The sequence below is a fragment of the Xanthomonas sp. WHRI 10207 genome (assembly GCF_040202975.1).
Classification (GTDB): Bacteria; Pseudomonadota; Gammaproteobacteria; order Xanthomonadales; family Xanthomonadaceae; genus Xanthomonas.
This window is the reverse complement of the sequence record NZ_JBEGDX010000004.1, coordinates 263,877-280,307: the sequence shown is the minus strand read 5'-3', so window position 1 is coordinate 280,307 and position 16,431 is coordinate 263,877. Positions and strand designations below refer to the sequence as shown.

Sequence of the window (16,431 nt, the reverse complement as noted above, 5' to 3'; positions counted from 1 at the left end):
CCAGTCGCGCATCGGCCACCTGAGTGACCGCGCTGCTGCGCTTATACGACAACCCACCTCACTGCATTGCGAACGCAGCGCCTGCCAGCGATGGCAGGCGCACGACTGGCCCACTCAGCCCGCCATGCCGTTATGCCGCAGCAGCGCATCGATGCTGGGCGCGCGGCCACGGAAGGCGCGGAAGTTGTCGGCAGCGCTACGGCTGCCGCCACGCGACAGCACCTCAAAGCGGAAGCGCGCACCGGTTTCGGCCACCTGCTCGGGTGCTTCTTCGAACGCGGCGTAGGCGTCGGCGCTGAGCACTTCGGCCCATTTATAGCTGTAGTAACCAGCCGCGTAGCCGCCGGCAAAGATGTGGCTGAACTGATGCGGGAAGCGATTCCACGCCGGCGGGCGATTGACGGCCACCTCGTCGCGCACGCGCTCGATCAGCTGCAGCACGCTGTCCTGGGTCGGGTCGAAACTGCTGTGCAATTGCATGTCGAACAATGCGAATTCCAGCTGCCGCACGGTGAACATGCCGCTCTGGAAATTGCGCGCGGCCAGCAGCCGGTCGAACAGATTGCGTGGCAGCGGCTCGCCGGTCTGCACGTGCGCGGTCATCGCCTGCACGCGCTCCCATTCCCAGCAGAAGTTCTCCATGAACTGGCTGGGCAATTCCACCGCGTCCCATTCCACGCCGTTGATCCCGGCCACACCCAGCTCGCCGATACGGGTGAGTAGCTGATGCAGGCCATGGCCCATTTCATGGAACAGCGTGGTGACTTCGCCATGCCGGAAGGTGGCCGGTGCATCGCCGCTGCCACGGCCGAAGTTGCACACCAGATACACCAGCGGTGTCTGCACGCCGTTGGCGGTCTCGCGGCGGTTGCGGCAATCGTCCATCCAGGCGCCACCGCGCTTGCCTTCGCGCGCGTACAGATCCAGATAGAACTGGCCGACCAACGCGCCTTGCGCATCTTCGAGCCGGTAAAAGCGCACATCCGGATGCCAGACCGGCGCGCTGTCCGGCTTGACGGTGAGTCCATACAGGCTGTGAATCACATCGAACAGGCCGGCCAGCACTTTCGGCTCGGTGAAATACTGCTTCACTTCCTGCTCGGAGAAACTGTAGCGCGCTTGCTTGAGCTTTTCGCTGACGTAGGCCAGGTCCCAGGCCTGCAGGTCGTCCAGGCCCAGTTCGTCGCGCGCAAAAGCTTCGAGTTCGGCGCGGTCGCGCCGCGCATACGGCTTGGCGCGCACCGCCAGGTCGCGCAGGAACCCCATCACTTCATCCGGGCTTTGCGCCATCTTGGTGGCCACCGAATAGTCGGCATACCCGGCAAACCCGAGCAGCTGCGCCAGCTCTGCGCGCAGGGCGAGAATGCGATCGATATTGGCGCTATTGTCCAGCGCGGCATCGCCGAATTCGGACGCGCGCTCGGCGTTGGCGCGATACAGCAGCGCGCGCAGGTCGCGGCTATCGGCATCGCTTTGCACCGGCAAATAGCACGGCATCTGCAAGGTGAACTTCCAGCCCGGCACGCCATCTTTTTCTGCGGCAGCGCGGGCGGCGGCGATCACTTCGGCCGGCAGTCCGGACAACTGGGTGTCGTCTTCGGTGACGTACGACCATGCGTCGGTGGCGTCGAGCACGTTCTGCGAAAACTTGGCCGCCAACGCGGACAGTTCTTCCTGGATCTGCGCAAAGCGCGCCTTGGCCTCGTCATCCAGCTCGGCGCCGCCCAAACGGAAATCGCGCAGCGCGTTGTCCAGCACCTTGTGGCGTGCGGCGTCGTAATCGGCCGCTTCCGGCGATTGCGCCAGCGCCTTGTACTGTGCGTACAACGCCAGGTTCTGGCCCAGCGCGCTGCCGAAGCGGCTCACCTTGGGCAGATTGCTGTTGTAGGCCTCGCGTAGCTCGGGCGTGTTCATCACCGCCTGCAGATGGCCGACCTGGCCCCACGCGCGCCACAACCGCTCGGTGGCATCGTCCAGCGGCACCACGAAGCTGTTCCAGCTCACCGGGCTGACCTGCTCGGCCACCTTCACTGCCGCTTCCGCCTCGGCCAGCAGTTGGTCTATCGCCGGGCCCACGTGCGCGGGAAGAATGGCATCGAAGGACGGCAGTCCGGACAGGTCGAGCAGCGGGTTGGTCATGAGGCGCTCCGGCGGTGGACTGGATCAGGGATGACGAAGATGTCTGGTGACACCTACCGACACGCGGCGCGCGTCAGCAGGCTCCCGATATGGCGATCATTCCAGCGCAGCACAAGGCAGCTGCGGCAATGCGCCGCCGTTGACCGCGCTGGCAATGGCCGCATCGCTGTCGGTGACATCGATCGCGCGTTCCACATACCAGGCCGGGTTGTAGTAACTGTGCGCGTAGCGCTCGCCGGCATCGCACAGGATGCTGACGATGGAGCCCTGACGGCCTTCCTCGCGCATCCGCTGCGCGGCGTGCAGCACGCCGATGAAGTTGGTGCCGGTGGAACCGCCCACGCGACGGCCCAGGGTGGCGCTGACGTGACGCATCGCGGCCAGGCTCAAGGCATCGGGCACCTTGATCATTTCATCCACGCAGCTGGCGATGAAGCTCGATTCCACCCGCGGCCGGCCGATGCCTTCGATGCGCGAGCCGCCGGTGATCGCCAGCTCCTTGGGGCACTGCCCGTCCACCGCGCGGCAATAGCCATCGAAGAACACCGACACTTCCGGGTCCACGCACAGGATGCGGGTGTGATGGCGGCGATAGCGCACATAGCGCCCCAAGGTGGCGCTGGTGCCGCCGGTGCCGGGGCTGCAGACGATCCAGTCGGGGATGGGGTGCGGTTCTTCGGCCAGCTGTTTGAAGATCGATTCGGCGATGTTGTTGTTGGCGCGCCAGTCGGTAGCGCGCTCGGCGTAGGTGAACTGGTCCATGAAATGCCCGCCGGTCTCGCGCGCGAGCTGGTGCGAGGCGCTGTCCAGATCGCAGGCGCGCTCCACCAGATGGCAGCGGCCGCCCTGGAATTCGATCGCGGCGATCTTCTCCGGCGAGGTCGAGGCCGGCATCACCGCGATGAAGGGCACCCCCAGCAAGCGCGCGAAATAGGCTTCGGAAATCGCAGTCGACCCGCTGGAGGCCTCGATCACCGGGCGCCCTGCACGCAGCCAGCCATTGGTCAGCGCATACAAAAACAGCGAGCGCGCCAAGCGGTGCTTGAGGCTGCCGGTGGGGTGGCTGGACTCGTCCTTGAAGTACAGGTCGATGCCCGGATAGCCCGGCAGGTCCATCGGAATCAGATGGGTGTCGGCCGAACGATTGAAATCGGCCTCGATCTTCTGGATGGCGGCGGCCACCCACTGGCGCTGCGACATGGGCACGGACGTGATGCGAAAGAGACGCCGATTCTACCGCCGCCAGGCGCGCACCCGGGGCGGGCAGTCATCGGGCGGACAGTTGCGGGCCGGTGGTATGCTCGCAGCGTCCTTTGCCAGCCCCGACCGCCCGTGCTGCGTTGCCTGTTCCGCCTGCTGTTATGCCTGTGCCTGGTCGCCAATACGGCCACCGGCGCGTGGGCGTCGGTAGGCATGGCGATGCCGGACATGGCCAGGCCGCAGGGAGCAACGCACGCGATGCAGGCGCGCATGACAGCAGCAATGCCTTGCCATGACGCCATGCCAGCGCCCGATGCGGCGCCGTTGCCCGACAAGACCCAACACGCGCACGCAAGCGACTGCTGCAAGCTGGGCAGCTGTGACTGCCTGCAACACGGCAGCCTGGCCTTGCTGACCCTGTCTGCGGTCCCGGCAGGGCTGCTCTGCCATTCCGCGGTGCCTGCCGCCCTGGACGAAGGCCGTGCCAGCCCGGCACACGAACAACCGGTTCGACCTCCCATCGGCTAACGGCCGATACGACACGACGCGCTTCATCAGCGCTGCGTCGCCGCTGCTCAGCATCGGCAGGGGCTGCGCGAACGCTTCGACGATCCGTGCGTCGTCCGCCTGATCTGACGATCGCGCACCACGTCCATCGGCCATTCCACGCATGCTTCGCCCCGCGTCCTCGCACGCGGGATTTCCCAGCGATGCGCTGCGTCTGCCTGCTGTTGCAGACGCGCCGGAGGTGACATGTCTTCCGATTCCCCTGTGTTCGATCCAACATCCACACCCGCCATCAGCCGGCGTCGTTTTGTGCAAGGCCTGGCCCTGGGCGGGCTTGCCGCAGGCGCCGGGCTGTGGCGCACCGATGCGCGTGCGGCCGGCGCGGTCTCCACGCCGGTCCTGCGCGGCAGCAGCCAGTCGCTGCAGATTGGCCGGCTGCCGGTTAATTTCACCGGGCGCACGCGCCCTGCCATCACCGTCAATCAGAGCCTACCTGCGCCAACGCTGCGCTGGCGCGAGGGCGACACGGTGAGCGTGCGTGTGCGTAATGGGCTGACCGACCAGCCCACCTCGCTGCATTGGCATGGCCTGCTGCTGCCCGCCAACATGGACGGCGTGCCGGGCATGAGCTTCGATGGCATCGCGCCTGGCCAGGAATATCACTACCGCTTCGCGCTGCGCCAATCCGGCACCTACTGGTACCACAGCCACTCGATGTTCCAGGAGCAGGCTGGTCTGTATGGCGCCATCGTCATCGACCCGCTGACACCGCCGCCGTACCGCCACGATCGCGAACATGTGGTGCTGTTATCGGACTGGACCGATCTCGACCCGGCGGCGCTGTTCCGTCGTTTGAAACAGATGCCCAGCCACGACAATTACGCGCAACGCACGGTGGGCGATTTTGTGCGCGATGCGCGCGAAGACGGCTTGCGCGCGACACTGGCCGACCGCGGCATGTGGGGGCGCATGCGCATGACCCCCACCGACCTGTCGGACGTCAACGCCAACACCTACACCTATCTGCTCAACGGCGTGGCGCCGGCCGGCAACTGGACCGGCTTGTTCACTCCCGGCGAAAAGGTGTTGCTGCGTTTCATCAATGGCTCGTCGATGACCTACTTCGACATCCGCATCCCCGGCCTGCGCATGACCGTGGTCGCCGCCGACGGCCAATACGTGCATCCGGTCAGCGTGGACGAGCTGCGAATTGCTGCGGCCGAAACCTTCGACGTGCTCATCGAGCCGACCGGCCAGGATGCGTTTACGTTGTTTGCGCAGGACATGGGCCGCACTGGATTTGCCTGCGGCACGCTGGCAGTGCGGCATGGCCTGCGGGCGCCGATTCCCGCACTGGACCCACGCGCGATCCTGACCATGCAGGACATGGCGCATGGCGATGGCATGGGGCATGCCGATCACTCCATGCACGCTGACGATGCCATGCAGGGCGACATGCATGCCGGACATGCGATGCCGATACCGATGCCGATGCCGATGCCGATGCCGGCCCAGCATGCGCACACCCCGGACAGCGCATCGGACAAGGCACCGCACCACCCCGCCAGCGAAACTGGCAATCCGTTGATCGACATGCGCAGCAATGCCACTGCACCGCGACTGGACGACCCCGGCATAGGCCTGCGCGATAACGGCCGCCGCGTGCTGTGTTACGGCGATCTGCACAGCCTGTTCGACGACCCGGATGGCCGCGAGCCTGGTCGCGAGATCGAGCTGCATCTGACCGGCCACATGGAAAAATTCGCATGGTCCTTCGATGGCATCGCCTTCGCCTCCGCCGACCCGCTGCGGCTGCGTTACGGCGAGCGGCTACGCATCGTGCTGGTCAACGACACCATGATGCAGCACCCGATTCACCTGCACGGCATGTGGAGCGACCTGGAAGATACCAACGGCAATTTCCAGGTACGCAAGCACACCATCGACATGCCGCCCGGCACGCGCCGCAGCTATCGCGTGCGCGCGGATGCGCTCGGCCGCTGGGCCTACCACTGCCATCTGCTCTACCACATGGAAGCGGGCATGATGCGCGAAGTGCGGGTGGACGCATGAGCGCGTTACGTCTACGCCCACTGTTCGTGAGCACGTGGTTGTTCAGTGCATCGTTGGCCGCACAGGAGCATGTGGATGCGCCGAGCAACGACGCAGCGCACGACCCGCATGTGCATGCAATGCAGATGACGGCCGAGGCTGACGATGCCGATTTGCACACGGTGACAGCGTCGGATGCGGAGTCGGCAACTGCGCAGGACACGCTGCCTGCCATGGAGATGGCCCACGCGCATATGCAGCACGTCGGTCAGGGGCCATCGCCTGCAGAGACTGCTCACCACGACGCCGCATCACATGCAGCACACACCGATGTACCGGCGCTGCAGCAGGCCGAGGCGCAGGAATCCGCATCAAAACCGCCTACCGATCACAGCCACATGTCGCACGCGGGCATGGAGCATGGCTCCATGGATCACGCGGCGATGAATCACGCTTCTATGGATGAATCCCCCGCGCAGCAGACGCCGATGGATCACACACCTATGGACCATGCGCAGATGCATCACGACGCACCTACAAACGTGCCGATGCAAACGCATGCCTCCACCCACAGCACCGCACGGCCACGCGAGCCGATTCCAGAGCCGACCGCCGAAGACATCGCAGCGGCCTTCGCACCCGTGCACAGCCACGCGATGCATGGCACGGGAGTCAACCGGTACGTGTTGCTCGATCGACTGGAAGCGTTCGACACCGATCGCGGCAGCGGCCAGCAATGGGAAGCGCGCGCGTGGATCGGCGGAGACATCAACCGACTCTGGCTACGCAGCGAAGGCGAGCGACAACAGGGGCGCACGCAAGATGCGTCGGTCGAAGCGTTCTACGGCCACGCCGTCTCGCCCTGGTGGGATGTGCTGGTGGGCGTGCGTCAGGACATCGGCACCGACCATCGCAGTTGGGCAGCATTCGGCGTGCAAGGCCTGGCGCCGTACAAGTTCGAAACCGAGGCTACTCTCTTCGTGGGCAGCCAAGGTCGCGCGGCCCTGCGCCTGGAAGGCGAATACGACGTACTGCTCACCAACCGCCTGATCCTGCAGCCGCGTGTGGAAGCAAACATCGCATTGAGCGAGGATACGCAGCGCGGCATCGACAGCGGACTGGAGCAGCTCGAAGCGGGGGTGCGCCTCCGCTACGAAATCACGCGCCGGTTTGCGCCCTACATCGGCTGGGTGCATCAGCGCAGCTTCGGCAACCGGGTCCAGCGCGCCACGATGGACGACGAACCGGCACGCGACAGCCGCTTCATCGCCGGCGTGCGCATCTGGTTCTGAGATGGTCACGGCCGTGCGCATGGACCTGGCCGCTCCGGCCCATGCGCACGGCCTGTACGCAGGCAAACGCAGACATACAGCGATGATCGACCACAGCCCGTGGAGCCCAGATCACCGACGCGCGTAATGCAGACACGCCGACAACCATTGCCTCGCTAACATCGGCATCCACTGCAGCACTGACCTGCGCCCCCGTTTTCAACAAGGAACCCAACATGCCTCTGACCGATCTGCAACACGTTCCCGGCGCCAGCACCGCGCCCGCTGAAACCAGCGGTTTCGTGTTCAACCACACCATGCTGCGCATCAAGGATGCGCAACGCTCACTGGACTTCTACACGCGTGTACTCGGCTTCCGCCTGCTGGATGCGCGCCACTTCGCCGAAGCCCAGTTCAGCCTGTACTTTCTCGCACTGCTGCCGGAAGGCACAGCGATTCCCGACGACGACGCAGCGCGCCGTCTGTGGATGGCCGGCATCCCTGGCGTGCTGGAACTCACCCACAACCACGGCACCGAAACCCAGGACGGCCCGGTCTATCACGACGGCAACAGCGACCCACGCGGCTTCGGCCACATTTGCGTCTCGGTACCGGACATCCACGCCGCCTGCGCACGCTTCGACAGCCTCGGCGTGGCATACCAAAAACGCCTGCAAGACGGCCGCATGAAGCACCTGGCTTTCATCAAGGACCCGGACGACTATTGGGTGGAGATCATTTCCAATACACCGCTGGCGTAATGCACAAAAATGCCCGGGGTTAGCCGGGCATTTTTTTCAACCTTCACGCATTCCGTTGTGCAGACAGCCGTGTCGATCAGTTGCCTTCAAGTCTGATACTGATCAGTTGGAGGCAGTCACAGTCGCTCTGTCTGGGAACCACTGCGGCAACTGCTCGGCGAATTTCGCTGCGCATTCGTCGCTATAGGCTTGTGCGGCCTCTTTGACCAATGCGTAATCGTTGGCTTCCCACTCTTCCAACGAGGCGGTGCGAAGGGTAGGCTGGCACGACAGGCTGTACGGACTGGCCTTGCGCTTCAAGAATCCGCTCGATTCACCACCAATGCTGACCTGATAACGTAGTTCGTACGGGGATTTTTCGTCGCTGAGGCTCTGGTAAACCAGCCGCCATTCGGACATGAGCACTTGCAACGGAAATGCATCGATCGGCATCGCGCCGGGCTTGGCGGTGAAATAGCGCTTCAATTGCGCATTGATCGCATCGCGCTGTAGCGCATATCCCGGGTTGCCGATGCTTTCGATCTCCTCACCCTTCAACTGGCGTTTGTCAAAGGTGAATCCCCCCATTCTGCCTAGCAGGACACCGGTGAGCACATTTCCAGCAACCTGCCCCGCGATGACTGCGCCGGTATGTCCACGCCGAATCACGTGCAACATCTCATCGCCGGCCGGCTGACCATTGGCGGCGACGATCATTCGTGGCTGTAGTGGCAGCATCAATGCCCAGTCCGCAGAAAGCGATGGCGCAGTCGGTGCATCCCCATCACCGATGGTCTTCGGCTGATTCTCTGCCACCACCACTAGCGTCCCCGCCTCGGCAGCAGCGACATACGCGGTTGCGGTAGAAAAGTCCCCGCCCGCAAACGCGGGCACTACCGCGACAGCTTCTGCATGACGCGTCGGAGTACAGAACGTACTGGAAGCACGCATCTGCGCTGCATGGAAACCGATGCCGTTGGTCTGGTGCACCACGGCATCCTTGCCGTACTGCTCCACCAGCTTGGCGATCACCGCATCCGATGGCGGTTGCTGTGCGCAAACCTCGGCAGCGGCGATGCGCGACCAGGCGAACTGCAGTGCAGGATCCCAGCCCATCGCATCTTCGCCCACGAAGCCGTGGTCGTAGTGATACGCATAGATGGCAGGGTCGATTTCCTGCAGCGTCATTCCGCCCTCACCGGCATAGCCCGGCGGCAGGTCTTGTGCAATAGCAAGCCCAGGCAGTGCCAACAGCACCGCCGCGATACACGTCTTCATGAATCCACGTCCCTCTGGATGATTGCGACGCGCAGCATGTCCCCCATGCTGCGCGCACGATGCGCCGCAGCGCATCGACGCTACGACGATCAACACTGCAGGGCATTGATCATGGGGGTAATGGCACTTACCCGGCGGATCTGCCTGCCGGGGTAGTGTGCGCGCAGACGCGGGCAATCGCAGTCGGGGCGGGCCCGACGCGTGTGTCGGGACCACCCCTGCCCAGACTCACTGCTCAGGCATGCAAGATCCCGCCCGCCCCAGGTTGCCAATTGGGTGGCGTGCGTAACGCAGCAAGGATGCGGACCAACTCGCGATAACTATCGGCCAGTTGCGCGAACAGGCTTGCATCGCTGCAGCGGGTGTCGGCAACGTCAGAATAGGCGCCGCGTCCGAGATCGATGAAGTAGTCCACGCTGACCCGGCGACGTTGTGCCAGACCGGGAAACAGCCCGGCAATCAGCAGACAGCCGTCGCCCACATCCCGCAACAAATCGGCACGCACGCTGCCGACCTGCTCCTGCGCGTGCAACCACGCCAATGCCTGCGTGCGCGACAACAGATGCGCATCGCGCTGAAAGCGCAGCAACACGAAGACCAGATAATGCTCGCGCGACTCGTCCAGCGGACGTGCGATCCGCTGCCCCGCCTCGCGCACCAACGCCTGCCACAATTCGGCCGGCGCCCCCTGTTTGAAAGACTCTTGCATACGTCCTCCTGCGTGGTGTGACCCTCGCAAGAAGCTTATGCATAACCTGGGCCAAAGCGTTGGCAGAGGCTGTGCTCGAGCGCCAGAACCGCTGACCAAGCTGCTACCGGCCGTCAGGCAAGTATGGTCGTTGCGCGAATGGACCCGCGCTACTCGCAACTCGCAACAGCAGAGACATCTGCGCCTCGCGACCACGGCGCAACCACAGCGATGCACGCTCCACTCGCAATCGCTGCCTTGCCGATCGCATCGCATCGCATCGCATCGCAGAATGATTCCGTCGCGAGGGCGGAGGGAAGCGAACGATTCCGCAGCGCGATGCAGAAGCGCGCAACCACCCCACACCGCCTTCACATGTCTCAAAGAGTGACTTGGCTCCCGCAGCGAGACATTGGAACCAAGCGAGCACGACTGTGTGACATCTGTTCGCATTCAAACAGCTGCGCATCTCTAGGATGGCCGCTGCTCGGCGAGCCCCACGCCACTGAGCATCATGGTTCTGCGGTTTTAGCAGGCGCATGCGCGTGTGCGATGCACCGCTGTCGTCATCCAGCAATAACCGTTGAACCGTCTTGCACGATCCTTGCGCAACGCATCGCGTGGTGGTCGCACGTTCCGGAAGCCCTTCGCTTCCGCATCAGGAGTGATCCGACATGGGTGTAAAAACCTCCAAACTTACGGCCTTTATCGCAGTGACGCTTTGCGTTGCCAGCACTGATGGCAGCGCATCCCAACGGCCTGATCTGGGCGCTAACCAAGCGCGCACGGGAGGCGCGGCTTCTCCTGCATCGTTTGCTTATCCACGGCCTGACGAGGTGCCGCCAGGTACCGCAATGACGTTCTGGGCATCGCAGCCGGTCGATCGCAACGAGACGGTTGTCGTGAGCGGCGGCAATCTCAACCCAACCGCCACAGTGCGCCTTACCCGGCTCGACGATGGCGCAGTAGGCAGCCCATTGGATGTCGCCGACAGCACCAACAGTGGTTGGATCAACGTGGTGCCGAGCCAAGCCACCGAGCAATCACTCAAGTTTCAGCTGCCCGATCGTGCGCGCGGCGTCTACGCGTATCGGATCGTCACCGGCATCGGGACCGGTGCGACAACGCTGGTGAATGCGCCGGATATCTGGTTCGTGCAAGGCAACGTGGGCGGTGGTGCGTCTCCAGGCGGCAGACTCAACGTCTTCGGCACGGCACTGGGCAGAATGTCGGCATCGAGCCAACCGGTACGGATCGCATTGGTCAGAAACGGAAGCGTGCAGCGAATCCTGAGCGCAGATCTCTCCAATCCGAAGGAAGGAATGTATGTGCAGAGTTTTGCCATTCCCGCCGACGTGCCGCAAGGCGATTATGAGCTGTATCTACACAATGGCTCTGGTGGCCCAAGCGCGTGGAGTCGTTATCAAAACTTCGGCAGCGGACCGGATCGCACGGCGCCGCGCACTACCATCACCAGTATCAACATCGGGTATGCAACCAATTGGCCGCAAACCCGATGCAATGTTGCGCCGCCCATCGGCAACGGCGCTTCGGACGACGCCAGCTTTGCGGCCGCATTCGCCTGCGCGGCCAATGCAAAGGGTGGCGTGGTGTCCATTCCTGCGGGCAGCTACACCTTGTCCGGCCGAGGCTTCGACAATATCCCCAACCACACAGTCATCGCAGGTGCGGGCAAGCAGGCAACCGTGCTGAACTTTCCGCAGGTGGTCGGCAGAAAGGATGCGCCGGCGGTGATCTTCAAGGGTGGCTCCACTGCCTACAACCAGGCCAAACAACCTAAATGTGGCCGCCCGATCAATTATGCCGCTGGCGTGTATGGCATACGCGATCTCTCCATCAACGCGCCGAATCTGCGCGAAGGCAGTGCAATCCTGTTCGAACACATGTCCGTCGAGGACCTGCATTCGATTCCGTTCGTACGCGACTCAATCATCACACTCGGCAAGTCGTCAGATCGGACAAGAACCGATCCGCACACGACCGGCATCAAGGCCATGGATACGTCCAACTTGCAGATCTCCGGTAACGACATCACCAGTACCAAACCGATTTTCATGGACAGCAATGTTTATGGCGTGACAGTGCAGGGCAATACCTTGCGTTGGCACGAGACGGCGCTGGCGTTCAACCACGACGCGCAGAACGCGCTCATCACCCACAACAGGAACATTTCTGCAGGGGCACCCTATTACGGTACACCGTCGGAACTGCAATTCAGCGCGCCAAGCCGGGATGTGTATTACGCCAACAACGCCAATCAATACCCAGTCGACGCCGAGCCCCCACCGTGGCAGCTCACGATGGACGAAGGCACCGGAAACTACTTCGGGAAGGCTGCTGCGGTCTCGGGGAAACAACTGACATTGGCAAGGCAAGCCATCGATCTGGCGTACCGCTGCAATGCCGACGGCAACTCAGCGATGATCGTTGCTGGAAAAGGCACCGGACAGCAGCGCTACCTGACAGGCAACCCGCTGACTCTCGGCAACACCGTCACCCTAGACAGCGCCTGGCAGATCCCCCCTGATCAGCAATCGGATGTGAGCATCGTGACGACCAATGGCAGGATGCTGTTCGTCAACAACGATTACAACGGGTCCGGCCCTGTCACCAACTTTTATCCATCCGCTGATGTGATCCATGCGTACAACCGTTTTAATCGCTTCGGCGGGAGCCTGGTGCAGCCGAACGGTTTTTACACCGATGCCCAGGCGCTGCTACCCGGTTGGCATTCGCAAATGCTCAACAATGAGGTCACCGCCGAGGCGACGACGAATCCATTGTCGTCGCAAGACTCGACCGCAACGTTCAACGTACAAGGCGGCAATCGGATGATCAGCCAAGGCGGAGATCTGCAGAACCGCACGTACACCGGCTCCGTTCTCAGTACCGCCATCATCCGCAACAACCGGTTTGCCACCGGTGCGAGCGGCAGCGTTGGGCTGTTGGATCGGGTGAGCAATTCGCTGCTGGAGAACAACATCGTCCCGGCGTTTCGAATTCAGAATGAAAACGTCAAAGACTCGCTGATCCGCGCCAATCGCACTGCGAGCGGAGGCGAACCGCAGCGCTTGATCAATGAGCCCCGCCCTGGCAACGGCAACATGCTTTGCACAAGCACTGACGCCAGCACCTGCGCAGCACTCAACCGCTAGCGCGCACTCCCGGATGGACGCCGGCGCTGCACGCAAGCAGCGCTGGCGTTACTCCACCGTCACCGACTTGGCCAGGTTACGCGGCTTGTCCACGTCGGTGCCGCGTGCCAGTGCGGTGTGATACGCCAGCAGCTGCACCGGGATGGTGTGGATCACCGGCGACAGCACGCCGGCGTGGCGCGGGGTGCGGATCACGTGCACGCCTTCGGACTCGCTGAAGTGGCTGTCCTGGTCGGCGAACACGAACAGCTCGCCGCCGCGTGCGCGCACTTCCTGCATATTGGATTTGACCTTTTCCAGCAGCCGGTCGTTCGGTGCGATCACCACCACCGGCATGGCTGCATCCACCAGCGCCAGCGGGCCGTGCTTCAACTCGCCGGCCGGATACGCTTCGGCGTGGATATACGAGATTTCTTTAAGCTTGAGCGCGCCTTCCAGCGCGATCGGGTAATGCAGGCCACGGCCGAGAAACAGCGCATTTTCCTTCGGTGAGAAGCGCTCGGCCCAGGCCATGATCTGCGGTTCCAGATTCAAGGCGTGTTGCACGCTGCCGGGCAGGAAGCGCAGCTGCTCCAGATAATCGGCCTCTTCAGCCTCGCTGATGCGGCCCTGCAGCTTGCCCAGCACCATGGTGAGCTGGAACAGCACCGCCAGCTGGGTGGTGAACGCCTTGGTCGAGGCTACCCCGATTTCGGCGCCGGCGCGCGTGTAGCAAACCAGTTCGCTGGCGCGCGGGATCGCGCTCTCGGGCACGTTGCAGATCGACAGGGTATGCAGATGGCCCAGCGATTTTGCGTATTTCAGCGCCTCCATCGTGTCCAGCGTTTCGCCGGACTGCGAAATGGTGACGATCAGATGCTTGGGGTTGGCGTACGCGGCGCGGTAACGGTATTCGCTGGCGATCTCCACGCTGCACGGCAGCCCGGCGATGGCTTCGATCCAGTAGCGCGCGGTCATGCCGGCGTAATAGCTGGTGCCGCAGGCCAGGATCTGCACGCCTTCGATCTCGCGCAACACCGCTTCTGCGTTGGCACCGAACAACGACGCCGGGAAGCCCTTCGCATCGATCGCCGCTTCGATGGTGTCGGCCAGCGCACGCGGCTGCTCGTGGATTTCCTTCTGCATGAAATGGCGGAACGGCCCCAGTTCCAGCGATGCCAGCGACACATCGGACAGATGCAGCGGGCGCTCGACCGGCGCGTCGTTGGCATCGAAGATGCGCACGCCCTCGCGACGCAGCTCGGCGGTATCGCCTTCTTCCAGGAAGATCACCTGGCGGGTGGCCTGCACGATGGCCGAGACATCGGAGGCGACGAAGTTTTCGCCCTCGCCCACGCCGATCAACAACGGGCAGCCCATGCGCGCGCAGACAAACCGCTCCGGCTCGGCCTGGCTCATCACCGCCAGCGCGTAGGCGCCGGTGAGTTCCTTGACCGTGCGCTGTAGCGCGCTGAGCAAATCGCCCGCGTCGGCCAGATGGTGATGGATCAGATGCGCGATGACTTCGGTGTCGGTCTGCGACTCGAAGCTGTAGCCGAGCGCACGCAGCTTTTCGCGCTGTTCTTCGTGGTTTTCGATGATGCCGTTATGCACCAGCGCCACGCCGGCACTGATGTGCGGGTGCGCATTGGCTTCGGTGACGCCGCCGTGGGTGGCCCAGCGCGTATGGCCGATTCCCAGGGTTGCGCCGAACTGTTCGGCCTGCGCCGCCTGCGCCATCTCGACCACCCGCCCGGTGCGCCGCACCCGCCGCACCTGCGCGCCATCGAGCACCGCAATGCCGGCAGAATCGTAGCCCCGGTATTCCAGGCGCTTGAGTCCTTCGATCAGGACCGGGACCACATCGCGCCCGGCGATCGCTCCGACAATGCCGCACATAGGGACAGCTCTTTAGGAAGAAGGCCGGCATTTTAGCGTGTCCGCTGTTGTCCACTGCATGACCGTGCCCGGACAGCGTGTCCGCGCCGGTGTCCGCGGACACTGCGGACACGCGCCCGTCCGGAATGAATGTCTTTTATTTCAGCCACTTGGCAGTTGGCACGCGCCCTGCTTTGTCAGCGTGACGCCACCGAGCACGCCGACCATGATTCGCGACACCTCTGCCCAGGACCAGGTTCTCCGTACTCCCGCCCACCACGCGCCATGGCGCCGTTGGCTGTGGCCCAGCGTCGCCACCGTGGCGGTGCTGGCCGGTATCGGTTGGGCGATCAGCGCATGGAGCGCGGGCAGCAGCTCGTTCGATGCCAGCAGGGTGCGGATCGCCACGGTGAGCCAGGGCGATCTGGTACGCGACATCGCCGCCGATGGCCGGGTGATCGCCGCCAACAGCCCGGTGCTGTACGCGATCTCGGCCGGCACAGTGACGCTGAGCGTGGTGGCCGGCGATGTGGTCAAGCAGGGCCAGGAGCTGGCGCGCATCGACAGTCCGGAACTGCGCAGCAAGCTGGCGCAGGAACAAGCCACCCTGGCCGGACTGGAAGCCGAGTCCAGCCGCGCAGGGCTGGACGCCACGCTCGCCCGTGCCAACGCCAGCAAGCTCACCGACCAGGCCAAGATCGACAAGCAGGCCGCCGCGCGCGACCTGGAGCGCTATCAGCGCGGCTACGACGGCGGCGCGGTGCCGCAGGTGGAGCTGGCCAAGGCGCAGGACACCTTGAAGAAAACCGACATCGACCTGCAGCACGCCGAGCGGGATGCGTCGTTGAAGAGCCAGGGTGCGGATCTGGATTCGCGCAACAAACGTTTGCTGGCCGACCGCCAACGCGCAGTGGTGGCCGAAGTGCAGCGCCAGGTCGACGCACTCACGCTGTTGTCGCCGTTCGATGGCCAGGTCGGCCAGGTGCAGGCGGTGCAACACACCCAGGTCGCAGCGAACGCACCGATCCTGGGTGTGGTGGATCTGTCCAAGTTTGAAGTCGAGATCAAGGTGCCGGAAAGCTTCGCGCGCGATCTGGCGATCGGCATGCCGGCCCAGCTCACAAGCGGCAGCGGCGAACCCTTCCCCGGTGCCATTTCGGCGGTGTCGCCGGAAGTGGTCAACGGCGAAGTCACCGCACGCATCCGCTTTACCGACAAGCAGCCGCGGGGCCTGCGCCAGAGTCAGCGCATGAGCGCGCGCGTGGTGATGGACACGCGTCGCAATGTGCTCAAGGTCGAACGCGGCCCGTTTGTCGAACAATCCGGCGGCAGCTACGCCTATGTGATGGATGGCAACACCGCAGTGCGCCGCCCTGTGCGCACGGGTGTCAGCAGCCTGGGCGAGGTGCAGGTGTTGTCTGGGCTGCAGGTCGGCGACCGCGTGGTGGTGTCCGGTGCAGACAATTTTGGTGACGCCCCGCGCGTCACCGTTCACTGATTCATTCAATCCTCTTCGTCGCACT

Annotated in this window: 11 protein-coding genes; 6 read left to right on the top strand and 5 right to left on the bottom strand. The window is 63.7% G+C overall.

The window, feature by feature from the left end; all coding sequences use genetic code 11:
* Window positions 1–114: 114 nt before the first annotated feature.
* On the bottom strand, window positions 115–2,139 hold the full coding sequence (locus ABQU90_RS15535; RefSeq protein WP_323522473.1) for a M3 family metallopeptidase: 2,025 nt from the start codon (window positions 2,137–2,139) through the stop codon (window positions 115–117).
* A gap of 96 nt (window positions 2,140–2,235) precedes the next feature.
* Complete coding sequence (locus ABQU90_RS15530) at window positions 2,236–3,339, bottom strand: PLP-dependent cysteine synthase family protein (RefSeq protein ID WP_323514793.1); 1,104 nt, start codon at window positions 3,337–3,339, stop codon at window positions 2,236–2,238.
* Window positions 3,340–3,471: 132 nt separating this feature from the next.
* Here ABQU90_RS15530 and ABQU90_RS15525 point away from each other — a divergent pair, with 132 nt between their 5' ends.
* The 4 genes from ABQU90_RS15525 (at window position 3,472) to gloA (ending at window position 7,930) form a co-directional block, all read left to right on the top strand.
* Entirely contained in the window at window positions 3,472–3,867 is a 396-nt protein-coding gene (locus ABQU90_RS15525) for a CopL family metal-binding regulatory protein (RefSeq protein ID WP_323522474.1), read from the top strand.
* 225 nt (window positions 3,868–4,092) lie between these two features.
* Window positions 4,093–5,919 (top strand): copper resistance system multicopper oxidase, encoded by a 1,827-nt coding sequence (locus tag ABQU90_RS15520; RefSeq protein ID WP_323522475.1) that lies wholly within the window; start codon window positions 4,093–4,095, stop codon window positions 5,917–5,919.
* A 233-nt stretch (window positions 5,920–6,152) separates the two neighbouring features.
* Window positions 6,153–7,190, top strand: coding sequence for a copper resistance protein B (locus ABQU90_RS15515; protein WP_407078780.1), 1,038 nt, complete (start codon window positions 6,153–6,155; stop codon window positions 7,188–7,190).
* Window positions 7,191–7,405: 215 nt separating this feature from the next.
* The gene (gloA, locus tag ABQU90_RS15510; RefSeq protein WP_323522477.1) at window positions 7,406–7,930 is read left to right on the top strand and encodes a lactoylglutathione lyase; all 525 of its coding nucleotides are present in this window, start codon (window positions 7,406–7,408) and stop codon (window positions 7,928–7,930) included.
* 102 nt (window positions 7,931–8,032) lie between these two features.
* Here the strand turns inward: gloA and ABQU90_RS15505 are convergent, their stop codons facing one another.
* Both ABQU90_RS15505 and ABQU90_RS15500 read right to left on the bottom strand, forming a co-directional pair.
* The gene (locus tag ABQU90_RS15505) at window positions 8,033–9,187 is read right to left on the bottom strand and encodes a hypothetical protein (protein WP_323522478.1); all 1,155 of its coding nucleotides are present in this window, start codon (window positions 9,185–9,187) and stop codon (window positions 8,033–8,035) included.
* Window positions 9,188–9,422: 235 nt separating this feature from the next.
* Window positions 9,423–9,896: a hypothetical protein gene (locus ABQU90_RS15500; protein WP_055848035.1), complete on the bottom strand. Its 474-nt coding sequence runs from the start codon at window positions 9,894–9,896 to the stop codon at window positions 9,423–9,425.
* 653 nt (window positions 9,897–10,549) lie between these two features.
* Between ABQU90_RS15500 and ABQU90_RS15495 the strand changes: the two genes are divergently transcribed.
* A complete protein-coding gene (locus ABQU90_RS15495; protein WP_323522479.1) occupies window positions 10,550–13,051 on the top strand; it encodes a hypothetical protein in 2,502 nt (833 codons plus the stop codon).
* A 48-nt stretch (window positions 13,052–13,099) separates the two neighbouring features.
* Here the strand turns inward: ABQU90_RS15495 and glmS are convergent, their stop codons facing one another.
* On the bottom strand, window positions 13,100–14,929 hold the full coding sequence (gene glmS, locus ABQU90_RS15490) for a glutamine--fructose-6-phosphate transaminase (isomerizing) (RefSeq protein WP_323522480.1): 1,830 nt from the start codon (window positions 14,927–14,929) through the stop codon (window positions 13,100–13,102).
* 205 nt (window positions 14,930–15,134) lie between these two features.
* On the opposite strand from glmS, the gene ABQU90_RS15485 reads away from it, so the two are divergent.
* Window positions 15,135–16,406 carry an efflux RND transporter periplasmic adaptor subunit gene (locus ABQU90_RS15485; protein ID WP_115528957.1) on the top strand — a complete coding sequence of 424 codons (1,272 nt, stop codon included), beginning with the start codon at window positions 15,135–15,137 and terminating at the stop codon, window positions 16,404–16,406.
* Window positions 16,407–16,431: the final 25 nt, after the last annotated feature.